Genomic DNA, 18,673 nt, shown 5'->3' on the forward strand with positions numbered 1-18,673 from the left:
GGACGCCCGTCCGGCCTCCCCTCAGCCCTCGTACTCCCAGTGCCAGGGTTCGAAGGGGCTGGACTTCGCCCAGGCAGGGTGGATCCAGTTGTACTTGGCCCCGTTGGTCTCCATCCAGTTCCACCGTTCCGAGCGGAAGTTCTGGATGCCGCAGCCGAGGTCGATCGCCTGACCCAGGCCGTGGTTACTGGTGCCGGGGACCGCGGCGAACCCGGGCGGCTGCTCGGCGTAGACGCGGTGCTGGTTGGGCAGGTCGCGGTAGGCGCTGGTGATGCATATGTTCTCGCCGAACTTCTCGACGTACTCCACGTTCAGCTGGAGGAAGTCCACGGCCGCGTCGGCCCTGAGCATCTTGTCGTCGTAGAGCGAGCAGAGGGCTTCCTGCGGAAGCAGGCCGTTGGGGTAGCCGTTCGCATTCGAGGCGGCGCTCGGATCGCAGTCGGCCGCCGCCATGTAGGCCTCGGGGTCCAACCCCCGGGACTCCAGCTCGTCGGTGAGCTCGTTCATGCTCGACTCGGACTGCTCGCGCAGCGAGGTCACCTCGGCGGCCAGTTCCGCCTGTTCCAGCTGGGTGAAGGTCTGGAGCTCCTGCGCCTCACCGGCCAGCCCCACCTGCTCCTGGCGCAGGTCGGTGGCGTCCTGGATGAGCGCCTGGTTGTCCTCGGACAGCTTGGCCGCGTAGGCCTGCGTCTGGAGGTCCTCGTCGAGGTCGCCCGCCGCGAGGATGCCGAGGACACCGGCGTCGGGCTGCTGGTACATGGTGCTGGCCAGCTGGGCCAGCGGTTCGCGCATGTCGCTCAGGTCACCCTCGATCTGTTGGAGCTCGTGGAGGGTCGCGATCAGTTCCTCCTGCGCCTCCTCCAGGGCGTCCTGGCGCGCGACGTACTCGTCGGTCGCCTCCTCCAGGGCGTCAGCGGACTCCTCCGCGCGCTCGCGGAGATCCTCCAAGCTCGCGTCGGCTGACGCTGGGGCGACCGCCGCGTCGGGCAAGGGAACGACCAGCAGGGACGTGACCAACATGAGCGTCAGCGCCTGCGCGATCCGGACCCTGTGCTGCGCGCCCAGGGCGCTCAGCACCCCGATACCCGGTACGCGGGACCTCCGCCGCGCCGACTCAGAAGTGAACGGCACGAATGATCCTCCGGCTGCATTTTCCTCGAACACCTACTCGTGGCCGCAAGGCAACGTACTACATGTCCACATGCGGACACACTGGACCGTACGGCCCGACGGCCGAACCTCGGGGCAGTTGGCTCCCGTCCCCTTGACCGTCTCGTCCGGCCTTCGACAGAAAGCCTGGTCATCGGGGTGCCGATGTCACTCGCACCCGTCCGCCAAGAGTGACCGAAGCGCGCAAGCAGCCATAATCGCGACACGCGGCATGAACAACATCACACCGCAACCAGGACAACCAATCGTAGGTCAGCGTACTCTGCCGCGCACGCAGAGTGCCGCGACGGCACCGGGGCAGGACCAAACCGAACCCCATGCACCCCCATCCTGGGTTAGGCTTGGCCCCGTGGCCGGGTAACAACCGGCCCTGGCAACACCCATGGCTCCATAGCTCAGGGGATAGAGCACCGCTCTCCTAAAGCGGGTGTCGCAGGTTCGAATCCTGCTGGGGCCGCATCTGAGGACGGGCGTCCCTCTCGGTCGAGAGGGACGCCCGTTCGCTTTTCCCGGTTCATGAATCCCCCCGCTTCCGGTCAAGTCGCCACAAGTCCCCCCGCGCCCCTCCCCCGCGCCTCACGTCACCGGGACTCTCCTCCGGCGAACCGCCGTGTCGGGCCGGGCTTCCGGCACCCTCTGCGTCGATCATGGAAGCCATGCCGACCAGGGGGGAGACCACGTGACCGAGGGGAAAGCGAACCGGAGACAGGTCCCGGACGAGGAGCTCGCGCTGGAGCTGGCGCGAGGGGCGGCACAGGAACCGGCAGGGACCCGGGGGCGGCAGCGGGGCGGGTCGCCGTCGGCGATCTCCGAGGCGCTGAAGAAGGACCCCCAGCCCGGACCGCAGCACTGGGGCGGACCGCGCCCGCGCCGGGCCGAACCCGACGTGTTCTTCCCTCGGAAGTTCCCCAGGTTCTCGCCCGAGGACCTCTGATCCGGGGACCCTAGGCGCGCACCCCCAGCACGATGTCGGCCTGGTAGCCCTCTTCCGGAGAACCGGTGACCTGAAGGGTGTTCTCCGGGCCGATGGTGCCGGAGAACATGTCGTCGGCGTTGACCACCACGGGGTCCTCCCTGCCCGCGTACGGGTCCGCGGCGGCCACCAGGGCGTTGGTCTCGTCGTCGAAGTAGAGCTGCCCGGTGTGAACCGCGTTCCCGGCCACGTGCACCTTCACGTGGATGTGCACGGTCCGGCGGTCGTACCAGCCCGGGTAGAGGGTGGCGAACTCCGCCGTCCCCTCCTCGTCGGTGACCTGGACGCCCCGGAGAAAGCGTTCTCCCTCGGTGCCCGCCGATCGGATACCCGAGTACACGCCGGTGGCGTCGGCGTGCCAGACGTCGACGGACGCGTCCGGGAGGGGCTCGCAGGTGGCGGCGTCCACCACGGTCGTGTGCAGGGCCAGGGGCACCCCCGGCCGCCCTTCCGCCAGGTCCTGGCACACGAGGTCGAGGTCCAGGTAGTAGGGGCCCTCGGTTCCCTCCGGGGTGAGCACACAGGGCGGAGCGCCCACGGGCGCGGGACCGCTCTTCGGTGCGGCTCCCCCGTTCCCGGGTCCGGTGCAGGCGGCCAGACCCGCCGCGGTCAACCCCGCGCCCAGCGCCGCGCGGCGAGAGGTGCCCGGTCGTGCGGACGTTCTCTCCGGCATGTTCCCCCGTCCCCTCACGAGTCCGCGCCCCCGGCCCCGGTCACGGCGGGGCGAGTGCCCTTCCGCAAGCCGCCGGAGTGTTCGGCGAGCCAACGGTCCACGCCGAACCTCCCGGAACCGAGGGCGGCGATCAGGAGGCAGCACACCGCGACGGCCAGTACGTAGCCGTAGCCGTCGTCCTGCACGAAGATGGTGGTGCTGTCCTGGGCGAAGGTGAAGGCCCCGGCCATGACCACGACCATGCCCAGGGCGGCGACGCGGGTCAGTGCGCCGAGGACGAGCAGCGCACCGCCGCCGAGTTCCACGGTGGCGGCGAAGGAGGCACTGATCAGCGGCAACGGCACACCGCCGGCGCCCATGTAGGCGGCGGTCCCCTCGATCCCCCACTCGAAGAACTTCTGCGCCCCGTGGGCGATCATCGTCCACCCCATACCGAGGCGGGCGACGAGGACGGTCACGTCCAGGGTGAGTAGTCGGTTCGGCTTCATGGTCAGATCCCTCGGGGTTCGGTTGCGTGACGGCACCCCCAGGATCACGAGCGGGCCACCCGCAACGAAGCCGCTCGTTCGGCTGGTCGGACCTAGCCGAAAGAGCGGCGGACGCCTCCCGGACCGGCGACGTACGGTGGGGGCATGGCGCTGGAATGGTCGAGCCCCGAAGACGCTCTCGAGGCCGCCCTCACCCTCGTTCGAGCACCACTGGCACGAAGCCTGCCGACCCTGTCCGGGGTCCTGGCCCGGGTACTGCCGCACCGGGCGCTGCTCGTGCTGACCGGGGACTGTTCCGAGGCCGCGCTACGCACCCATGGCGATCCGGCCCTCACCGACCGGGCCCGCACCGCCGACCTGGCGGCCCTGGCCGCGAAGGTGACGGCCGGCACCCCCTGGGCCGGTCGGACCGAGATCGCCGGAGGCGAGCACCCCGTGCTCGTGGCCGCCTCCTCCCCCGACGGTTCGGCCGGAACCCTGTTGGCAGCGGTTCTCGATGAGACTCCGCAGGAACCGGTTCCGGGCGCGGCAGCCGACCCAGCCGTGCTCGGTGTGGTGCAGCACCTGTGGGACCTGACCACCCTGCACGTGAAGACCCTCAACGCCGCCACGGAACCGGACAAACTCTCGCGGGCCCGCCTGGTCTCCAGTGAGCGCGACCGCGCGGTCGCCGAGCTCACCGACGCGCAGGAAGCCGCTCTGACCGGGATTCTGGGCGTCCTGCGTTCCCGGAGCGTCGAGGACGCGACCGCGAGGCGCACCGCCACAGGCCTCGCGGCCTCGGCCCTCGTGGACCTGCGTGCCCACGACGGTCGCAGCGGCGGCCGGGGCCAGGGCACGGAAAGCCTCGACGAGGCCTTCGCCACGATGGCGGACAAGCTCCTGGTGCTCATGCGCCACCACGAGACCGCACTGGAACTGGTCCGGCCGAGCCGCCTGGGCGACCACCCGCTGCCCGCCGAGATGGCCGACGCGGCCCGGGCCGCGGTGCGGCGTTCGGTACTCGCCATGCTGGAGCAGCCCGGGGTGCGCCGTATCCGGGTCTCCTGGGAGGTCGAGGAGAGCGCGTTGGCAGTGTCGGTACGCGACGACGGTCCCGGGCGGCTCGGAGAGGGCGACCTCGGTCTGCGGCGACTGCGTGCCGGGCTGGAGGGCCTCGGCGCACGGCCCCGGGTGGAGGCGGTGCCGGGGTGGGGCACCACGATCAGCACCCGGCTGCCGCTGGACCTGCCCGAACTCGAGCGGGGGCGTCCGCTCCGGGAGCTCAACCCCCGGGAGACCGAGGTGCTCCAGCAGCTGGACCTGGGCAGGCGCAACCGCCAGATCGCCGAACGGCTGAACATCAGCGAGCACACGGTCAAGTACCACGTCGCCAACATCCTGGAGAAGCTGGGGGCGGGCTCCCGCGGAGAGGCCGCGGCGACCGCGCGGGACCTCGGACTGGTCCCCGGGCGTCGGGGCACCACCTCCTGAGCTCCCGTTGCCCGAGGGCTACTGGTGCGGGCTCACAGGAAGCCGCGCCAGGGGGCGAGGACGATCTCGCTGAACTTGGCCGCGAACGGGCGCCCGCGCCACTCCTCCTCGGTGAGTTCGCGGGCGTTGGTGAGATCGGTCTCGAAGACCTTCTCCAGGTGCTTGGCCACACCCTCGTCGAAGATCTCCACGTTGATCTCGTAGTTGCCGGTGAGGCTGAGCCGGTCCACGTTGGCGGTGCCGATCGTGCTCCACCGGCCGTCCACCGTGGCGGTCTTGGCGTGCACCATGGCGTCCTGGTAGAGCCACAGCCGCACCCCGCCCCGGAGCAGCTCCGAGTACCGCCCCCGGGCCAGCCAGTCGGCGACGACGTGGTTGGAGTTCTCCGGCACGAGGATGTTGACGTCCACGCCCCGGCCCGCGGCCTCGATGAGGACGTTGGCGAGCTCGCGGTCCGGGATGAAGTAGGCCTGGGTGAAGATCACCCGTTCCTTGGCCCGGTCCACGGCCTCCAGGAACATCGCCCGGATCGGGTAGATGAGCAGTTCGGGCACGTTGCGGTGGACCCGGATGCGCGAGTCCCACTCGGCGTCGCCCAACCCCTCCAGCGCGGGCTCGCCCGCGCGCCGGTTGGTGTTCCAGAAGTCCGCGAAGGCGTTCTCCAGCTCCCACACCGCGGAGCCGACCACCCGCAGGTGGGTGTCGCGCCACTCGATGGCGTAGGTGGAGCCGATGTTGAACCCGCCGACGAAGCCCACCTCACCGTCCACGGTGAGGATCTTGCGGTGGTCGCGGCCGGACTTGCGCACGTTCAGCAGCAGCACGCCGGGGCGGAACACCGGGTAGCGCAGGACCCGCACGGAGGGCGGGAACCTGAAGAAGGAGCGCGGGACCACGAGGTTGGCGAAGCCGTCGTAGATGACGTACACCTCGACACCGCGTTCGGCGGCCTCGATCAGCGCCGACTTGAACTCCTGGCCCACCGCGTCGGACTTGAAGATGAACGACTCGAACAGGACCCGGTGGCGGGCGCCCCGGATCGCCTCGAGCATGTCCTCGAAGAGGTTCTCACCGTAGGTGTAGACCGTGGCGGTGGTCTCCCCGACCGGGATCGAGGCCGGCTCGGTGCGGGGGAAGTTGACCCGGTGCGGCCGTACCTGTTTGCGCCAGTGGTCGATCCCGATGAGGGTCGCCACCACCGCGACCTGGGTGATCAGCAGCCCCAGGAGTCCTCGCTTGGCCCAGGTCGTGATGGTCGAGCGTCTCAGCATGCGGTCGCCTCCCGAACAGGCCCTCCGCCGCGCCCCGGGGAACGGCGGCCACCCCGGCACAAGGTGGAAGTCCACCGTAACCCGGCCCGCAGTCCGGCACTCGACACGAACCGCGCCCCGGGCGGGCCGCCCCGGACCGGGGGACCGGCACGGCCCCGGCCCGCCTCCCGGAACGGCCTCGGGCACCGCCCTCAGGCGCTGTCCTCCTCGCGTCGCCGGAGCACCAGCAGTTCGGTGGTGGGGCTCTCCCGACGGCCGCGGACGAGCCTGCGGTCCACCCGGTAGAGGAGCGCCCCGGCGAGCCACCCCGTCGGCGCGGTGACCGTCGCGGCGCGCAGGAAGGCGCCCCACGCCTTGCGCCACGGCAGGGAGGCGTCGACCTGGGCGTTCATCAGCATCAGCATGGGGACCCGGCGGACGGTGTCGAACCCGGCCTTGTCCGCCAGCGCCGAGATCGTCTCCAGGGTCCGGTTGACCTGGTGTTCGCCGCGCTGTTCGGGGCGCTGGAGGCAGTTCTCGGAGATCACGAGGGTGCCTCCGGGGCGCACCACCCGGCCGAGGTTGCGGAAGGCGGCGGCGTACCTGTCGTCGTCGGTGATGTGGAAGAGCACGTCCATGCAGGAGGCGGCGTCGAAGCTGGCGTCCTCGAAGGCGTCCAGTTCGGACACGTCCTGCCGGACGAAGCGGTGGTTCGGGAACCGCCCGCGCAGGCGTTCGACGGCGGCGTCGGTCATGTCGCAGCCGGTGACGTCCCCGACGCCGAGGCGCTCCCACTGGTGCACGTAGAAACCGGTGCCGCTGCCCGCGTCGAGCACGCTGGCGCCCTCGAGACCCAGCCGGCCGACCTCGCGGAGGAAGACCTCCTCCCGGACCCGGTACATCCAGCTGTTGAAGGGTCGTCCGAGGGCCCGGTAGCCGACGCCGCTCTCGGTCCAGTCGCCCTCGAGCCGGTGCTCCCAGAAGTCACGAAGTTCACTGTGCGTAGCCATGGAACTACTTTCACATCGGACGTCTCCGTTGTCCTCGCGCACCGCCGACCCCGCCGGTTTCCCCGGCGGTCCGGCGCCCGTCAGCCCGTCCGCCGGGCGACCACGTGCTCCACGAACCCGAGGGCGGTCCGGCCGTGCTCCTCGACCCCGAACCCGACCTCCTCCGCCACGGTCCTCGGCAGCCGGCGCGGCCGCTCCTTCCCGGCCTCCCTGACGCGGAGGGGCCAGCGGGTGTACTCGATGTGGTCGACGAGCAGCAGGAGCCCGCCGGGGCGGAGCACACGACGCATCTCCCCGAGCGCCCGCCGCTGGTCGGGGATGGTGCACAGCGCCAGGGCACAGAGCACGGTGTCGAAGGCCCCGTCGGCGAAGGCGAGTTCCTGGGCGTCGCCCTCGACCAGTTCCGCCCGCAGCCCGAGCCCGGCCGCGCGCGCCCTGGCCCGGGCGAGCATGCCGGGGCTCAGGTCGACGCCGGTGAGTTCGACACCGGGCGGGTAGTGCCCCAGGTTCTGGCCGGTCCCGACGGCCACCTCCAGGACCCTCCCCTCGGCCCGGCCGCACAGGCGGGGGCGGGCGTCGCCGATCACGAACCGCTGGAGCCGCTCCCCCCGGTCGTAGCCGCCGGACGCCCGGTCGTACATCCTGCGCACCCGCTCTGTTCTCTCGTCCATGACGGCCTCCCCGGCTGGTCCCTTGACAGGAGGCCCAGTCTGGAAGTTCATGTGGACATGAAGTCAAGCGAGGCGAACGACGGAGTCCGGCCCGCGGACGGGCGCTCCGGCGGGGAACTGACCATCGGCGAGCTGGCCCGGTCCTTCGGACTGGCCACCCACGTCCTGCGGCACTGGGAGTCCGTGGGTGTGCTCGTACCGGCCCGGCGCTCGGGCGGGCAGCGGCGCTACACGGACGACCAGCGGTGCCGGGTCGCGCTGGTCCTGCGGGCACAGCGGGCGGGGATGAGTCTGGCGCGCATCCGCGAGGCCCTCGACGCCCCGGACCAGCAGGCCCTGCGGGACCTGCTCAGCGCGCACCTGGACGAGTTGGCCCGGCGCATGGAGCAGCTGCGCGAGGCCATGGAGATGCTGGAGCACAGCATGGCCTGCCGGCACCCGAACACCGTGGAGTGTCCGCGGGCGCGGGAGCTCCTGGAGAACACCACCGCCGTGTGCACGGGAGAAGCGCACACGGGAGGGACCGGGCGCGAGAAAGGCCCCGGTCCGCTGAGGGGTGCCGTGTCCGGTTGAGGGGACCGGCCTGTCCCCCGGCGCTGCTAGACATGTCACACACCTCTCAGCCGGGACGGAAAACGAGAAGCGCCATGATCCGACAGCACCTCACCGAGTACGCCGAACTCCCCGTGGTCGAGTTCCTGGACACGGGCGCGGAGGAGAGCCTCCTGCGCAGCGCCGCCAACAGGGCGCGCAGGGCGGGCGAGGAGCCCCCCGCCTCGACCCCGCACCGCGGCCTCATGGAGGCGGCCAAGGAGGAGCCGGGATCGGTGGCGTGGCGACTGCGGCTCTCCAGCTACTCCGAGGAGTTCGTCCCCTACCTGGCCAGGTTCGTCGAGGAGGTGGACACCACCCGGGTGAGGGCCCTGGTGATCGGGGACTGGGGGTTCGAGGACGGCAGCGACCTCTCCTCCCGTGACCTCCGGGACGCCCTGATCGGGCACGCCGAGGCCTTCCCCGAGCTGCGCTCGCTGTTCGTCGGCGACGTCACGTTCGAGGAGAACGAGATCTCCTGGATCCAGCAGTGCGACCTCGCCCCGCTCCTGGCCGCCTACCCCCGTCTGGAGGAGCTGGCCGTGCGCGGGGTCGGCGACACCCACAGCGGCGGCGGCACGCTCTCCCTGAACGTCCCCGAGCACCGCGCCCTGCGTTCGCTCACCGTCCAGAGCGGAGGCCTGCCCGGCCGGCTGGTCCGCGAGGTCCTGTCGTCCGGACTGCCCGCGCTGGAACGCCTGGAGCTGTGGCTGGGCGTGGACCACTACGGCGGCGACACCACACCCGAGGACCTCGCGCCACTGCTGTCCGGGAAGGCCCTCCCCGCCCTCCGCCACCTGGGGCTGCGCAACTCCCAGCGCACCGGTGCGTGGGTCCGGGCCCTGGCCGAGGCCCCGGTCACCTCCCGTCTGTCCTCCCTGGACCTCTCCCTGGGCTCCCTGCGCAACCGTGACACCGAGCACCTGCTCGCCGCCGTGCCGGCGTTCGCGCACCTGGAGAGCCTGGACCTGCACCACCACTACCTGGGCGAGGAGAACACCGAACGCGTGCGGGCGGCCCTCACCGGCGCCGGGGTCCGGGTCGACCTCTCCGACCGCAAGGGGGACGGCGGGGACGACGAGGACACCGGGGACGAGGCCGAGGATGACTACGACTACTACCCGGCCGTCGGCGAGTGAGCCCGGACCCGAGCCCGCTCGACCGGCCGCTGGTGGTGGTGTGCGTGCCCGGCAACCGCCGCCTGGCGCTGTTCACCGAGGCCGCGCGGACAGCCGGGCTCCCGGACCCGGTCCCGCTCCCCTGGCGCGACCTCGCGGACCCGGCCGCCGGCCCGGCCACCCTGCCCGGGGGCGCCCTGGTCCGGGTGGACTCGGCCGGTGAGGACGTCACCACCGCGCGTCTGCTGCGCGGCTGGGAGCGCGACCCCGACCTCCACCGCGCCGAGGGCACCGCAGACCAGCACCGGGGGTTCGTCCGAGCCCTGGGACGGCTGTCCGAGGCGGTGGCGGCCACCCCCGGCGCGCACCTGCTGCAGGACACCGGCGACCTGGTCGACCTGTGCGACAAGCGCCGGTGCCACGCCCGGCTGTACGCGGCCGGGGTCCCGGTCGCCCCGGCCCTGCCCGGCCCGATCACGGGTTACGCGTCCCTGCGCGCGGCGATGGCCGGGCACGGGTGGTCGAGGGTGTTCGTCAAACCCGCACACGGCTCGTCGGCCTCCGGGGTGGTCGCGCTGGCCACCGGTTCGGGCGGCCGGATCAAGGCGGTGACGTCAGCCGCCCTCGTACGCGGAGGCGGCGAAGGCGCCGCGCCCCCGGGTCCGGGTGCGGGTGCGGGCCCGGTGGCGCTGTACAACTCGCTGCGGCTGCGCACCTACACCACCGAGACCGAGGTGGCGGCGGTCGTGGACGCGCTCGCCCCCGACGGCCTGCACGTGGAGCGCTGGATCCCCAAGGCGGGCTTCGACGGGCGGGTGATCGACCTGCGCGTCCTGGTGGTGGCCGGGCGGGCCACCCACGTGGTGGTGCGCTCCTCCCGGTCCCCGATGACCAACCTGCACCTCGGCAACGCCCGCGGCGACCTGGCCGCCCTGCGCGAGAGCGTGGGCCCACACGCCTGGGAGGAGGCGATGGCCACGGCCGAGGCGGCCGCGGCGGTCTTCCCGCACACCCTGCACGCCGGAGTGGACCTGATGGCCTCACCCGGCTGGCGGGAGTTCACGATCTGCGAGGTCAACGCCTTCGGCGATCTCCTGCCCGGGGTCCTCCACGAGGGCAGGAGCACCCACGCCGAACAACTGCACGCCCTCGCGACGGGCCGCTTCGCCGTCCCCCCTGCACCCCTGCTGTCCTCACCTACGGAACGATCATGAACACCGGTCCCACCCAGCCCGACATGAACACCGTGGTCGGCACACACGACATCCTGCTGCTCACCCTGGACACCCTCCGGTACGACGTCGCGGTCGAGCTCGCCGAGGCCGGGCGCACCCCGCACCTGGCCCGGCTCCTGCCCGAGGGCGGCTGGGAGGAACGGCACTCCCCCGCGAGCTTCACCTACGCCTCGCACCTGGCCATGCTCGCCGGGTTCCTGCCCACCCCGGCCGCGCCCGGCCCGCACCCGCGCCTGTTCGCCGCCGCCTTCCCCGGCAGCGTCTCCACCGCGCCCGGAACCTGGACCTTCGAGGCCCCCGACCTCGCCTCCGGCCTGGCCCGGGCGGGTTACCGCACCGCCTGTGTGGGCGGTACGGGCTTCTTCAACCGCAGGTCGGAACTGGGTTCGGTACTGCCGGACCTGTTCGCCGAGAGCCACTGGGAGGAGTCCTTCGGCGTCGCCGACCCGCACTCCTTCGAGAACCAGGTGGCCCGTGCCGTCGAGATCACCACCGCGGTCCCCGCCGAACAGCCCCTGTTCCTGCTGCTCAACGCCGCCGCCCTGCACCAGCCCAACTGGTTCCACCTGGACGGCGCCACCGAGGAGGACGGGGACACCCGGGCCAGTCACGCCGCCGCCCTGGAGTACGTCGACCGGCACCTGCCGCCCCTGCTGGCCGCCATGGCCGCGCGCCGCCCCTGCTTCGCGATCGTGTGCTCGGACCACGGCACCGCCTACGGCGAGGACGGCTACACCGGTCACCGGATCGGCCACGAGACCGTCTGGACCGTCCCCTACACCCACGCCGTCCTGCCCCGCGGGTACGGCGCCGAGGAGAAGACCGCGTGAGCATCATCCCGACGGCCGAACCCGTGCGCGCGAACTCCCCGTACCGCTCGTACGTGTACGCCTACCCGCACAAGAGCGCCTACCGGCCCTTCGCCGAGCGGCCCGCGCTGACCGACCTGTGGCGGCACGAGGACGTCAGCGCGCTCTCGCTGTACGCGCACATCCCGTTCTGCGAGATGCGGTGCGGGTTCTGCAACCTCTTCACCCGCTCCACGCCACCGGCCGAGCAGGTCACCGCCTACCTGAACGCCTTCGAACGCCAGGCCGCGACGGTCGCCGCCTGCCTGCCCGAGGGCGCGGCGTTCGCCCGCGCCGCCCTGGGCGGGGGCACCCCCACCTACCTGACCCCCGAGGAGCTGGCCCGGGTCTACGACACCCTCGAAGCCGCCTTCCGGGTGGACCTGACCCGGATCCCGGTGTCCGTGGAGACCTCCCCGGCCACCGCCACCCCGGACCGCCTCCAGGTGCTGGACGCACGCGGGACGACCCGGATCAGCATGGGGGTGCAGAGTTTCGTCGACTCCGAGGCGCACGCCGCCGGGCGGCCGCAGAAACGCGCGGAGGTGGACCGGGCGCTCGCCGACATCCGCGAACACGCCCGCGCCGACCTCAACGTGGACCTCATCTACGGCATCGACCGGCAAACGCCCCGGACCTGGGAGTACTCCCTGGACACCGCGCTGTCCTGGGAGCCGGAGGAGATCTACCTCTACCCGCTGTACGTCCGGCCGCTCACCGGGCTGGGCCGCCGCGCCCGCGCCTGGGACGACCACCGGCTCTCCCTGTACCGGCAGGGACGCGACCACCTGCGTGAACGCGGCTACGAGCAGGTGTCCATGCGGATGTTCCGGCGGGCCGACGCCCCCGAGCGCGCGGGTTCCGGCGCGGGTGGGGGCGCGGTCCCGGACCACTGCTGCCAGACCGACGGCATGGTGGGGCTGGGCTGCGGCGCCCGCTCCTACACCGGCTCGACCCACTACTCGTTCGACTACGCGGTGGGCGTGGGCAGGGTGCGGTCGATCATCGCCGACTACGTGGGGCGCGACGCGGCCGAGTTCGCGCACGCCGAGGTCGGGTTCGTCCTGGACTCCGGTGAGCGCCGGCGCAGGCACGTGCTGCAGTCGCTGCTGCGCGCGGAAGGGCTGGTGGTAGCCGACTACGCGACCCGGTTCGGCACGCACCCGGTGGCGGACTTCCCCGCCGAGTTCGCCGCTCTGGCCGAGCGCGGCTGGTTGGAGCCGGGGAGCGGGCCCGGGGCGGGGAGCGGGCCGGCGGAGGGCCCCGGGCTGCTCCGGCTCACCGAGGAGGGGCTGGCGCACTCCGACTCCGTCGGCCCGGACTTCTTCTCCGACCGGGTGAACCGGCTGACGGCCGAGTACGAGGCCTCGTGAGTACACCCGTCGACCTGCCCGATCCGGTGCGCGGCCGCCCGGGCGCGCCGCTGCCCCCGCACCTCACCCTGCTGTACCGGGGTCCGCTCGCCAGCTGCGACTACGACTGCCCGTACTGCCCCTTCGCCAAGCGCCGCGACAGCCCCGGGACCCTGCGCGCGGACCGGGCCGCCCTGGAACGGTTCACCGAGTGGGTAGCCGCCCGCGCGGAGGAGGCGCCGGGAACCCGGTTCTCGGTGCTGTTCACACCGTGGGGCGAGGGGCTGGTCCGCTCCTGGTACCGGCGGGCGATGGTTCGGCTCAGCCACCTGCCGCACGTGGAGCGGGTGGCGATCCAGACCAACCTGAGCGGGCGCACGGCCTGGCTCGCCGACTGCGACCGCGGCTCGGTCGCGCTGTGGACCACCTACCATCCGGGCGAGGTGAGCCACGAGCGGTTCCTCGGGAAGGCGCGCGAGCTCGCCGCGATGGGGGTTCGGTTCAGTGTGGGGGTCGTGGGACAGCCCGAACACCTGGAGGCCGCCCGGCGGATGCGCGCCGACCTGCCCGGGGAGGTGTACCTGTGGGTGAACGCCGCAGAGGGGCTGACCTACACCGACGCCGAGGCCGCGCCCTGGCAGGAACTCGACCCGTACTTCCACTACAGCCGGACACCGCACGCCAGCCGAGGACTGCCCTGTCGTACAGGTGAGAGTGTGCTGTCCGTCAACGGTGACGGCGACGTACGCCGCTGCCACTTCGTGGACGTCCCGCTCGGCAACCTCTACGACGGCTCCTTCGAGGCCGGCCTCGGCCCGGCTCCGTGCCCTCTGACCAGTTGCGACTGCCATATCGGGTACGTGCACCTGGAGACCCTGGACCTGTACGACGTGTTCCGGGGCGGTGTGCTCGAGCGGATCCCGGCCGTCACGCACCGGTGACCCTCGCGTGACAGCGGCCGGAAAACCTCTTCAGAACCGTCGCACCGAGCCACCATAATTCGCCCTATGGTCCTTCCTCGCGTCATCGCCACCGACCTTGACGGCACCCTCCTCAACCAGAGCGGCCAGGTCTCCGTACGCAACCGACGAGCCCTCACGGCCGCTGTGGAGGCGGGGATCAAGGTGGTCATCGTGACCGCCCGTCCGCCGCGCGCCACCGCGGCCATCGCCGCGATGTTCGACTGCGCCGCCGTCGTGTGCGGCAACGGGGCGCACACCCAGCTGCCCGGAGAAACCTCGCCGCTGATCCGGGCGATCGACCGGTACACCTCCGGAACGATCGTGGAGAAGCTCCGGGGCGCTCTGCCCGAGCTGGGTTTCGGGGTGGAGACCGGCACGGAGTTCTACCACGACGTCGACTACCACCTGGAGCCGTGGGTGCCGAGCGACTGGGTGAGCGGGGTACTGGACGACACCGACGCCCTGTTGACGGCCGCGACACCGGTCACCAAGCTCATCGCCCGGTCCAGTACGTACCCGGTGCACCTGATGTACGAGGCCGCGGTGTCGTCCGTGGGTTCTCTCGCGGAGGCGACCTACTCGGGTGGCGCCGGGCTGGTGGAGATCAGCGCGGCCGGGGTGAACAAGGGCAGCACGCTCGCGATGCTGTGCGAGAGATGGGGGGTCGCCCGCGAGGAGGTGGTGGCCTTCGGGGACATGCCCAACGACCGTTCGGCGCTGACCTGGGCCGGTTCCGGGTACGCGATGGTCAGCGGGCACCCGGAACTCCTTGATCCCGCGCTCGGCCTCGAGGTCGCGCCCTCCAGCTTCGAGGACGGCGTGGGACAGGTGGTGGAGAGCCTGCTCGACCGGGCCTGACCGTGCCCGCTGCACCACAGTGCCCGCTGCACCGATAATCGCTGGCCGAGTCGGCGGGGCGGCTTCTACGGTGGCGGAGAGCAGACGTTCCCGACCCCTGAAGGATCCGCCGTGCCGCACCCCACCCAGCTCGTGTCGTCCCTCGCCGCGCCCGAGCGGTTGTCCCTGTACGCCCGGGTCGTCTCCGCCGGCCCCGAGGGTCTGGACCCGGCGGAGCTCCAGGGGGCCAGGCCCGCCAAGCGCCTGGCCCGCCTGGTCCGCGACGGGCTGGTCAGGGAAGAGGGTTCGCGAGTGGTGGCGGTGACCGGGGTCTTCGCCGAGGCCATGCGTGCCCAGAAGGAGGAGACCGGGGTGACCGACCCCGTGGACGCGCTCTTCCACGAGGGGCGGCTCACCTCGATGCCCGCCAAGCGCGAACTGCGCCTGGCCGTTCTGGAGCGGATCGCCGGCCGCCTGTTCGCCCCGGAGATGGAGTACACCGAGAAGCAGGTCAACGCGGCCCTGCGGAGCTGTTGCGAGGACTTCTCCGCCATGCGCCGGTACCTGGTGGAGGAGGGGTTCCTCGACCGCGAGGACGACGGCAGCCGCTACCGGCTTCCCCGGAAGTAAGGCGGCCCAGCGCCCCGGAGGAACAGCGGGGGTGGGCGTGTGGAGGCAGTGACCGGCCGAGGGGCGCACCTGCTCGGCCGGGCGCAAACCTTCGCCCTCAGCCACCGGTTCCGAAGACGGCGCGGACCTCGGCCGCTTCCTCGTCGGGTGCGGCCATGTTCTGGCAGGCGGTCAGGCGCCAACGCCCGGCCTCCTTCGCCATGATCCACAGCGGGTTCCGGGAAACAGCCCTCCTGGGACCTGGACGGCGCTGGTGTTCAACGGGTCGGCTTGACCAGGCAGAACTCGTTGCCTTCCGGGTCCCGGAGGACCTGGAACGAACCCTGCTCGTCGGTGACCGGCTCTCCCACCGGGCTCGCGCCGTACTCCACCGCCGCGTGTACGGCCTCGCCGATGTCCCCGACGAGCACGTCCAGGTGGATGCGGTTGGGTGAGTGCTTGGCCTCCGGGGTCGGCTGGAACGACAGCCGCGGCAGCCCGGACGCTCCGCGCAGGACGGCCCAGCCATCCTCGCGGTCCTGGACGTCCCCGCCGAGCACGAGGGCCCAGAACCGGGCGAGGGCGGAGGGTTCGACGGCGTTGACGACCCACTGGTCGACGGTTCCCAGACTCATCCCGCGACTTTAGGGGACATCAGAGGATCAGAACAGCGGGAACGGCGGCGGAGGCGAGGGAGACCACCCGCTGAGGGTGAATTCTCCCGGCACCGCATCGCCTCCGTCCTCGTTCGAGGACAGGAAGAGTTGTCCTCGAACGAGGTCGAGGAAGTGACGCCCCGGAACAGCGCCGGCACCCAGGTGGCTAGCTGAGGACCTTGAGACCGACGACGCCCGCGACGATGGCGATCAGGCAGAGCGCCTTGGGGACGCTGAAGCCCTCTCCGAGGAAGAACATGCCGATGAGGGCCGTTCCCACGACGCCGATGGAGACCCAGACGGCGTAGCCGGTGCCCAGAGGAATGGTGCGCAGGGCGTAGGCGAGACCGGCCATGCTCAGGGCGAGGGTGACGCCGAAGGTCACCGAGGGCCAGAGGCGGGTGAAACCCTGCGAGGAGTGGAGCGCGGCGGCCCACACGGTTTCGAGAAGACCGGAGATCACCAGAACGATCCAGGCCATGACCTGTACCTCCAAGACGTACGAACAGTGTCCGCGCCGTCTTGTCATGACCGGGTACGGCGCACCTCGTCCGGAGTTCTCAGGTACCCGAACCGTACAACGGGCTGGAGCGGGCGGAACTTCCGGGGGTGCTGGAGAGGCCGGTCACCCGGGTCAGGACTCGGTGCCGTCGACTTCCTCGTGGTAGGTGCGACGGGTGCGCTCGGTGTGCTCGCTCATGAGCTCGCGGGCGCGGGCCGTGTCGCCCCGTTGGATGACCTCGACCAGCTGCTCGTGCTCGTCCCAGGAGGCGGAACCCCGGATACGGGCGACGGGGGCGTAGTACCAGCGGACCCGGCGGTCGACCTGGGCGGCCAGTTCGGCAAGCACGCGGTTGCCCGAGGCCTCGGTGACGGTGCGGTGGAAGTCGGCGTTGGCCTTGACCACGGCGTCGGTGTCGGCGCGTTCGGCCGCGGCCCGGCCGGCGGAGACGAGCTCGCGCAGCTGGTGGATCTGCTCGGCGGAGGCGTGCTCGGCGGCGAGTCTGGCGGACTCCGCCTCGAGCATCGCGCGGACGGCGAGGAGCTGGTCGGCCTCGCTCTCGGTGGGTGTGTGCACGAACGCCCCGTAGCCGGGCCGCAGGTCCACCCACCCCTCGTTGCTCAGCCGCTGCATGGCCTCGCGGACCGGCTGGCGGGAGACGCCGAGGGTCTGGGCCAGATCGGTCTCGACCAGGTGCTGCCCGGGGGACAGGGCCCGGGTGGTGATCAGGTCGAGGATGGCCTCGTAGACGGCCTCGCGCAGCGGTACCGGGCGCTGGATTCGTCCTGCGACGGCGTTCAATCCCTGCGAGGACATGAGGAGTCTCCAGAATCCGGCTGCACGGTCAAGGTCACTGTAGACAGTGTACGAAGTGCGGGGAGTGAGTACGTCACCAAGGCATCCCGAGGAGTTCGACCCGGCCCGGGACGCGGGCGGGCGGGACCACGGCGAGGGCGTCGGCCACGGCGGCGGCCCGCAGGTCGGCGGAGCCGCTGGAGGGCAGCTCCACCGCGAGGTCGCGGCTGACCCGCACCGGGACCAGGCGGGTGTCGGTGGCGTGCGGCCGGGTCTCCCCCACCAGCCGGACACGCCTTCCGGTGTGCGCCGGGTCGCGCCGGCCGGCCCGGCCGCTGAGCACGGGAACGAGCAGGGTGAGGGCGGCGGCGAGGGCGGCGCCGGGGTTGCCGGGCAGCCCCACCACGACGGTGCCCGAGGGCAGGACCGCGAGGATCTGCGGGTGACCGGGGCGGCAGGCCGCCCCGTCGACCACGAACCGCGCGCCGAGGCCGGTCAGCGCCGTGCGCAGGTGGTCGGCCGGTCCGGCCGAGGAGGAACCGCACACGGCGACGATGTCGGTGTCCGCGGCCGTGGCCAGCGCCTCCTCCAGGTCGGAGGCGCGGTCCGGCACCTGGACTCCGGCCGGGGCGCCCGGGGCCCGGGGGACGCAGTGCCCGCCGGCCCAGGCGACCAGCCCCGGGAGCATCGGGCCGATGGCGTCGCGGACCGCGCCGGGGCGGGGGACGCCCTCGTGCACGACCTCGTCCCCGGTGACCAGGACGCGGACCCGGGGCCGGAGCACCGGCACGGTGTCCCGGCCCAGGCCGGCGGCCAGTCCCAGGAGTACGGGGGTCACGGGGCTCCCGGCGTGCGCGGCCACCGTCCCGGCGGCGGTGGTCTCGCCCCGGCGCCGGATGTGCCTGCCCGGCTCGGCCTCTCCGCTCAGGAGCCCCGTGCCCCCCGGTTCGCGCGCCTCACCCGGACCCTCGATGGCCCTCGGGTCTCCGGCGGCTCCCACACCTCCGGGGCACAGGGCGGCGCGCTCGTAGGGGAGGACGGCGGTGGTGCCCTCTGGCGCGACGGCACCCGTGGCTATCTCCACCGCCTCTCCCCCGTTCAGGCGGACGACGGGTCCGCGGTGTCCGGCGAGTGATCGTCCGAGGACGGTCCAGGGCCCCTCACCGCAGACGGCGTATCCGTCCATGGCGGCGCTGTCCAGGACAGGGACGTCGATGGCGGAGACGAGGTCGGCGCCGAGGGTGGCGCCCCGGGCGTCGGCGAGGGGGACCTCCTCGACCGGCGCACCGCCTTCGGCGCCGACCTCCCGTGCCAGTTCCCGCGCGCGGGGCCAGGGTGTGTGTGCGTGGGCGCGGCCCCTCGGGCGGGGGCTCGGTCGGTCGTGGACACGAAGAAGCGGAGAAGTTTCCGAAGCACCCGAGTCGGGCATTCCTTCTCTCCCTACCGAGGTGAGGGGACGG

20 protein-coding genes, 1 tRNA gene and 1 riboswitch are annotated in these 18,673 nt (G+C 72.1%); of the genes, 11 read left to right on the forward strand and 10 right to left on the reverse strand.

Annotated elements, in window-relative coordinates; translation table 11 throughout:
* Window positions 1-21 precede the first annotated feature (21 nt).
* On the reverse strand, window positions 22-1,131 hold the full coding sequence (locus tag D458_RS0104465) for a M15 family metallopeptidase (protein ID WP_026118989.1): 1,110 nt from the start codon (window positions 1,129-1,131) through the stop codon (window positions 22-24).
* Between the two features lie 423 nt (window positions 1,132-1,554).
* Here D458_RS0104465 and D458_RS0104470 point away from each other — a divergent pair.
* Both D458_RS0104470 and D458_RS0104475 read left to right on the forward strand, forming a co-directional pair.
* Window positions 1,555-1,627 (forward strand) — tRNA-Arg (locus D458_RS0104470).
* Between the two features lie 273 nt (window positions 1,628-1,900).
* A complete protein-coding gene (locus D458_RS0104475) occupies window positions 1,901-2,104 on the forward strand; it encodes a hypothetical protein (protein WP_051049586.1) in 204 nt (67 codons plus the stop codon).
* Window positions 2,105-2,114: 10 nt separating this feature from the next.
* Here the strand turns inward: D458_RS0104475 and D458_RS32920 are convergent, their stop codons facing one another.
* Window positions 2,115-2,816, reverse strand: coding sequence for an intradiol ring-cleavage dioxygenase (locus tag D458_RS32920; RefSeq protein WP_083936233.1), 702 nt, complete (start codon window positions 2,814-2,816; stop codon window positions 2,115-2,117).
* A 14-nt stretch (window positions 2,817-2,830) separates the two neighbouring features.
* Window positions 2,831-3,304, reverse strand: coding sequence for a DoxX family protein (locus D458_RS32925; RefSeq protein WP_017585528.1), 474 nt, complete (start codon window positions 3,302-3,304; stop codon window positions 2,831-2,833).
* 144 nt (window positions 3,305-3,448) lie between these two features.
* Here D458_RS32925 and D458_RS37840 point away from each other — a divergent pair, with 144 nt between their 5' ends.
* On the forward strand, window positions 3,449-4,777 hold the full coding sequence (locus D458_RS37840; protein ID WP_017585529.1) for a helix-turn-helix transcriptional regulator: 1,329 nt from the start codon (window positions 3,449-3,451) through the stop codon (window positions 4,775-4,777).
* A 32-nt stretch (window positions 4,778-4,809) separates the two neighbouring features.
* Here the strand turns inward: D458_RS37840 and D458_RS0104495 are convergent, their stop codons facing one another.
* The 3 genes from D458_RS0104495 to D458_RS0104505 form a co-directional block, all read right to left on the reverse strand.
* Window positions 4,810-6,048, reverse strand: a complete 1,239-nt coding sequence (locus D458_RS0104495) for a phospholipase D-like domain-containing protein (protein ID WP_017585530.1) — start codon at window positions 6,046-6,048, stop codon at window positions 4,810-4,812.
* Between the two features lie 191 nt (window positions 6,049-6,239).
* Window positions 6,240-7,037 carry a class I SAM-dependent methyltransferase gene (locus tag D458_RS0104500; protein ID WP_017585531.1) on the reverse strand — a complete coding sequence of 266 codons (798 nt, stop codon included), beginning with the start codon at window positions 7,035-7,037 and terminating at the stop codon, window positions 6,240-6,242.
* An 80-nt stretch (window positions 7,038-7,117) separates the two neighbouring features.
* Window positions 7,118-7,708: a class I SAM-dependent methyltransferase gene (locus tag D458_RS0104505; protein ID WP_017585532.1), complete on the reverse strand. Its 591-nt coding sequence runs from the start codon at window positions 7,706-7,708 to the stop codon at window positions 7,118-7,120.
* A 57-nt stretch (window positions 7,709-7,765) separates the two neighbouring features.
* Here D458_RS0104505 and D458_RS32935 point away from each other — a divergent pair, with 57 nt between their 5' ends.
* From D458_RS32935 to D458_RS0104545, 8 genes are all read left to right on the forward strand, one after another.
* On the forward strand, window positions 7,766-8,281 hold the full coding sequence (locus D458_RS32935) for a helix-turn-helix domain-containing protein (RefSeq protein ID WP_083936236.1): 516 nt from the start codon (window positions 7,766-7,768) through the stop codon (window positions 8,279-8,281).
* A gap of 74 nt (window positions 8,282-8,355) precedes the next feature.
* On the forward strand, window positions 8,356-9,438 hold the full coding sequence (locus D458_RS0104515) for an STM4015 family protein (protein WP_017585534.1): 1,083 nt from the start codon (window positions 8,356-8,358) through the stop codon (window positions 9,436-9,438).
* A complete protein-coding gene (locus tag D458_RS0104520; protein WP_017585535.1) occupies window positions 9,435-10,631 on the forward strand; it encodes an STM4014 family protein in 1,197 nt (398 codons plus the stop codon). The genes D458_RS0104515 and D458_RS0104520 overlap by 4 nt, the downstream gene beginning before the upstream one ends.
* A complete protein-coding gene (locus D458_RS0104525; protein ID WP_017585536.1) occupies window positions 10,628-11,482 on the forward strand; it encodes an STM4013/SEN3800 family hydrolase in 855 nt (284 codons plus the stop codon). Before D458_RS0104520 ends, D458_RS0104525 begins: the two co-directional genes overlap by 4 nt.
* Window positions 11,479-12,873: an STM4012 family radical SAM protein gene (locus D458_RS0104530; RefSeq protein ID WP_017585537.1), complete on the forward strand. Its 1,395-nt coding sequence runs from the start codon at window positions 11,479-11,481 to the stop codon at window positions 12,871-12,873. The genes D458_RS0104525 and D458_RS0104530 overlap by 4 nt, the downstream gene beginning before the upstream one ends.
* A complete protein-coding gene (locus D458_RS0104535) occupies window positions 12,870-13,793 on the forward strand; it encodes an STM4011 family radical SAM protein (protein WP_017585538.1) in 924 nt (307 codons plus the stop codon). Before D458_RS0104530 ends, D458_RS0104535 begins: the two co-directional genes overlap by 4 nt.
* A 66-nt stretch (window positions 13,794-13,859) precedes the next feature.
* Window positions 13,860-14,672 (forward strand): HAD family hydrolase, encoded by an 813-nt coding sequence (locus D458_RS0104540; protein ID WP_017585539.1) that lies wholly within the window; start codon window positions 13,860-13,862, stop codon window positions 14,670-14,672.
* Between the two features lie 111 nt (window positions 14,673-14,783).
* Window positions 14,784-15,281: a DUF2087 domain-containing protein gene (locus D458_RS0104545; RefSeq protein ID WP_017585540.1), complete on the forward strand. Its 498-nt coding sequence runs from the start codon at window positions 14,784-14,786 to the stop codon at window positions 15,279-15,281.
* A gap of 257 nt (window positions 15,282-15,538) precedes the next feature.
* Here D458_RS0104545 and D458_RS0104555 read toward each other — a convergent pair whose 3' ends face one another.
* The 4 genes from D458_RS0104555 to D458_RS0104570 all read right to left on the reverse strand — a co-directional run bounded on the left by D458_RS0104555 (window position 15,539) and on the right by D458_RS0104570 (window position 18,642).
* Entirely contained in the window at window positions 15,539-15,895 is a 357-nt protein-coding gene (locus tag D458_RS0104555; RefSeq protein WP_017585542.1) for a VOC family protein, read from the reverse strand.
* Window positions 15,896-16,082: 187 nt separating this feature from the next.
* Complete coding sequence (locus D458_RS0104560; RefSeq protein ID WP_017585543.1) at window positions 16,083-16,397, reverse strand: DMT family transporter; 315 nt, start codon at window positions 16,395-16,397, stop codon at window positions 16,083-16,085.
* Window positions 16,398-16,427: 30 nt separating this feature from the next.
* A riboswitch (guanidine-III (ykkC-III) riboswitch) is annotated at window positions 16,428-16,494 on the reverse strand.
* A 56-nt stretch (window positions 16,495-16,550) separates the two neighbouring features.
* Entirely contained in the window at window positions 16,551-17,234 is a 684-nt protein-coding gene (locus D458_RS0104565) for a GntR family transcriptional regulator (protein ID WP_017585544.1), read from the reverse strand.
* Window positions 17,235-17,307: 73 nt separating this feature from the next.
* Window positions 17,308-18,642, reverse strand: coding sequence for a molybdopterin molybdotransferase MoeA (locus D458_RS0104570; protein WP_017585545.1), 1,335 nt, complete (start codon window positions 18,640-18,642; stop codon window positions 17,308-17,310).
* Between the last annotated feature and the right edge of the window lie 31 nt (window positions 18,643-18,673).

Source organism: Nocardiopsis ganjiahuensis DSM 45031 (genome assembly GCF_000341085.1).
Classification (GTDB): Bacteria; Actinomycetota; Actinomycetes; order Streptosporangiales; family Streptosporangiaceae; genus Nocardiopsis; species Nocardiopsis ganjiahuensis.

Bases quoted from the DNA above. Each gene is read 5' to 3' on its own strand.
- D458_RS0104500 (WP_017585531.1), bottom strand. From the start codon at position 7,037: ATGGCTACGCACAGTGAACTTCGTGACTTCTGGGAGCACCGGCTCGAG.
- D458_RS0104560 (WP_017585543.1), bottom strand. From the start codon at position 16,397: ATGGCCTGGATCGTTCTGGTGATCTCCGGTCTTCTCGAAACCGTGTGG.
- D458_RS0104525 (WP_017585536.1), top strand. From the start codon at position 10,628: ATGAACACCGGTCCCACCCAGCCCGACATGAACACCGTGGTCGGCACA.
- D458_RS0104565 (WP_017585544.1), bottom strand. From the start codon at position 17,234: ATGTCCTCGCAGGGATTGAACGCCGTCGCAGGACGAATCCAGCGCCCG.
- D458_RS0104495 (WP_017585530.1), bottom strand. From the start codon at position 6,048: ATGCTGAGACGCTCGACCATCACGACCTGGGCCAAGCGAGGACTCCTG.
- D458_RS0104505 (WP_017585532.1), bottom strand. From the start codon at position 7,708: ATGGACGAGAGAACAGAGCGGGTGCGCAGGATGTACGACCGGGCGTCC.
- D458_RS32935 (WP_083936236.1), top strand. From the start codon at position 7,766: ATGAAGTCAAGCGAGGCGAACGACGGAGTCCGGCCCGCGGACGGGCGC.
- D458_RS37840 (WP_017585529.1), top strand. From the start codon at position 3,449: ATGGCGCTGGAATGGTCGAGCCCCGAAGACGCTCTCGAGGCCGCCCTC.
- D458_RS0104515 (WP_017585534.1), top strand. From the start codon at position 8,356: ATGATCCGACAGCACCTCACCGAGTACGCCGAACTCCCCGTGGTCGAG.
- D458_RS0104570 (WP_017585545.1), bottom strand. From the start codon at position 18,642: ATGCCCGACTCGGGTGCTTCGGAAACTTCTCCGCTTCTTCGTGTCCAC.
- D458_RS32920 (WP_083936233.1), bottom strand. From the start codon at position 2,816: ATGCCGGAGAGAACGTCCGCACGACCGGGCACCTCTCGCCGCGCGGCG.
- D458_RS32925 (WP_017585528.1), bottom strand. From the start codon at position 3,304: ATGAAGCCGAACCGACTACTCACCCTGGACGTGACCGTCCTCGTCGCC.
- D458_RS0104540 (WP_017585539.1), top strand. From the start codon at position 13,860: ATGGTCCTTCCTCGCGTCATCGCCACCGACCTTGACGGCACCCTCCTC.
- D458_RS0104555 (WP_017585542.1), bottom strand. From the start codon at position 15,895: ATGAGTCTGGGAACCGTCGACCAGTGGGTCGTCAACGCCGTCGAACCC.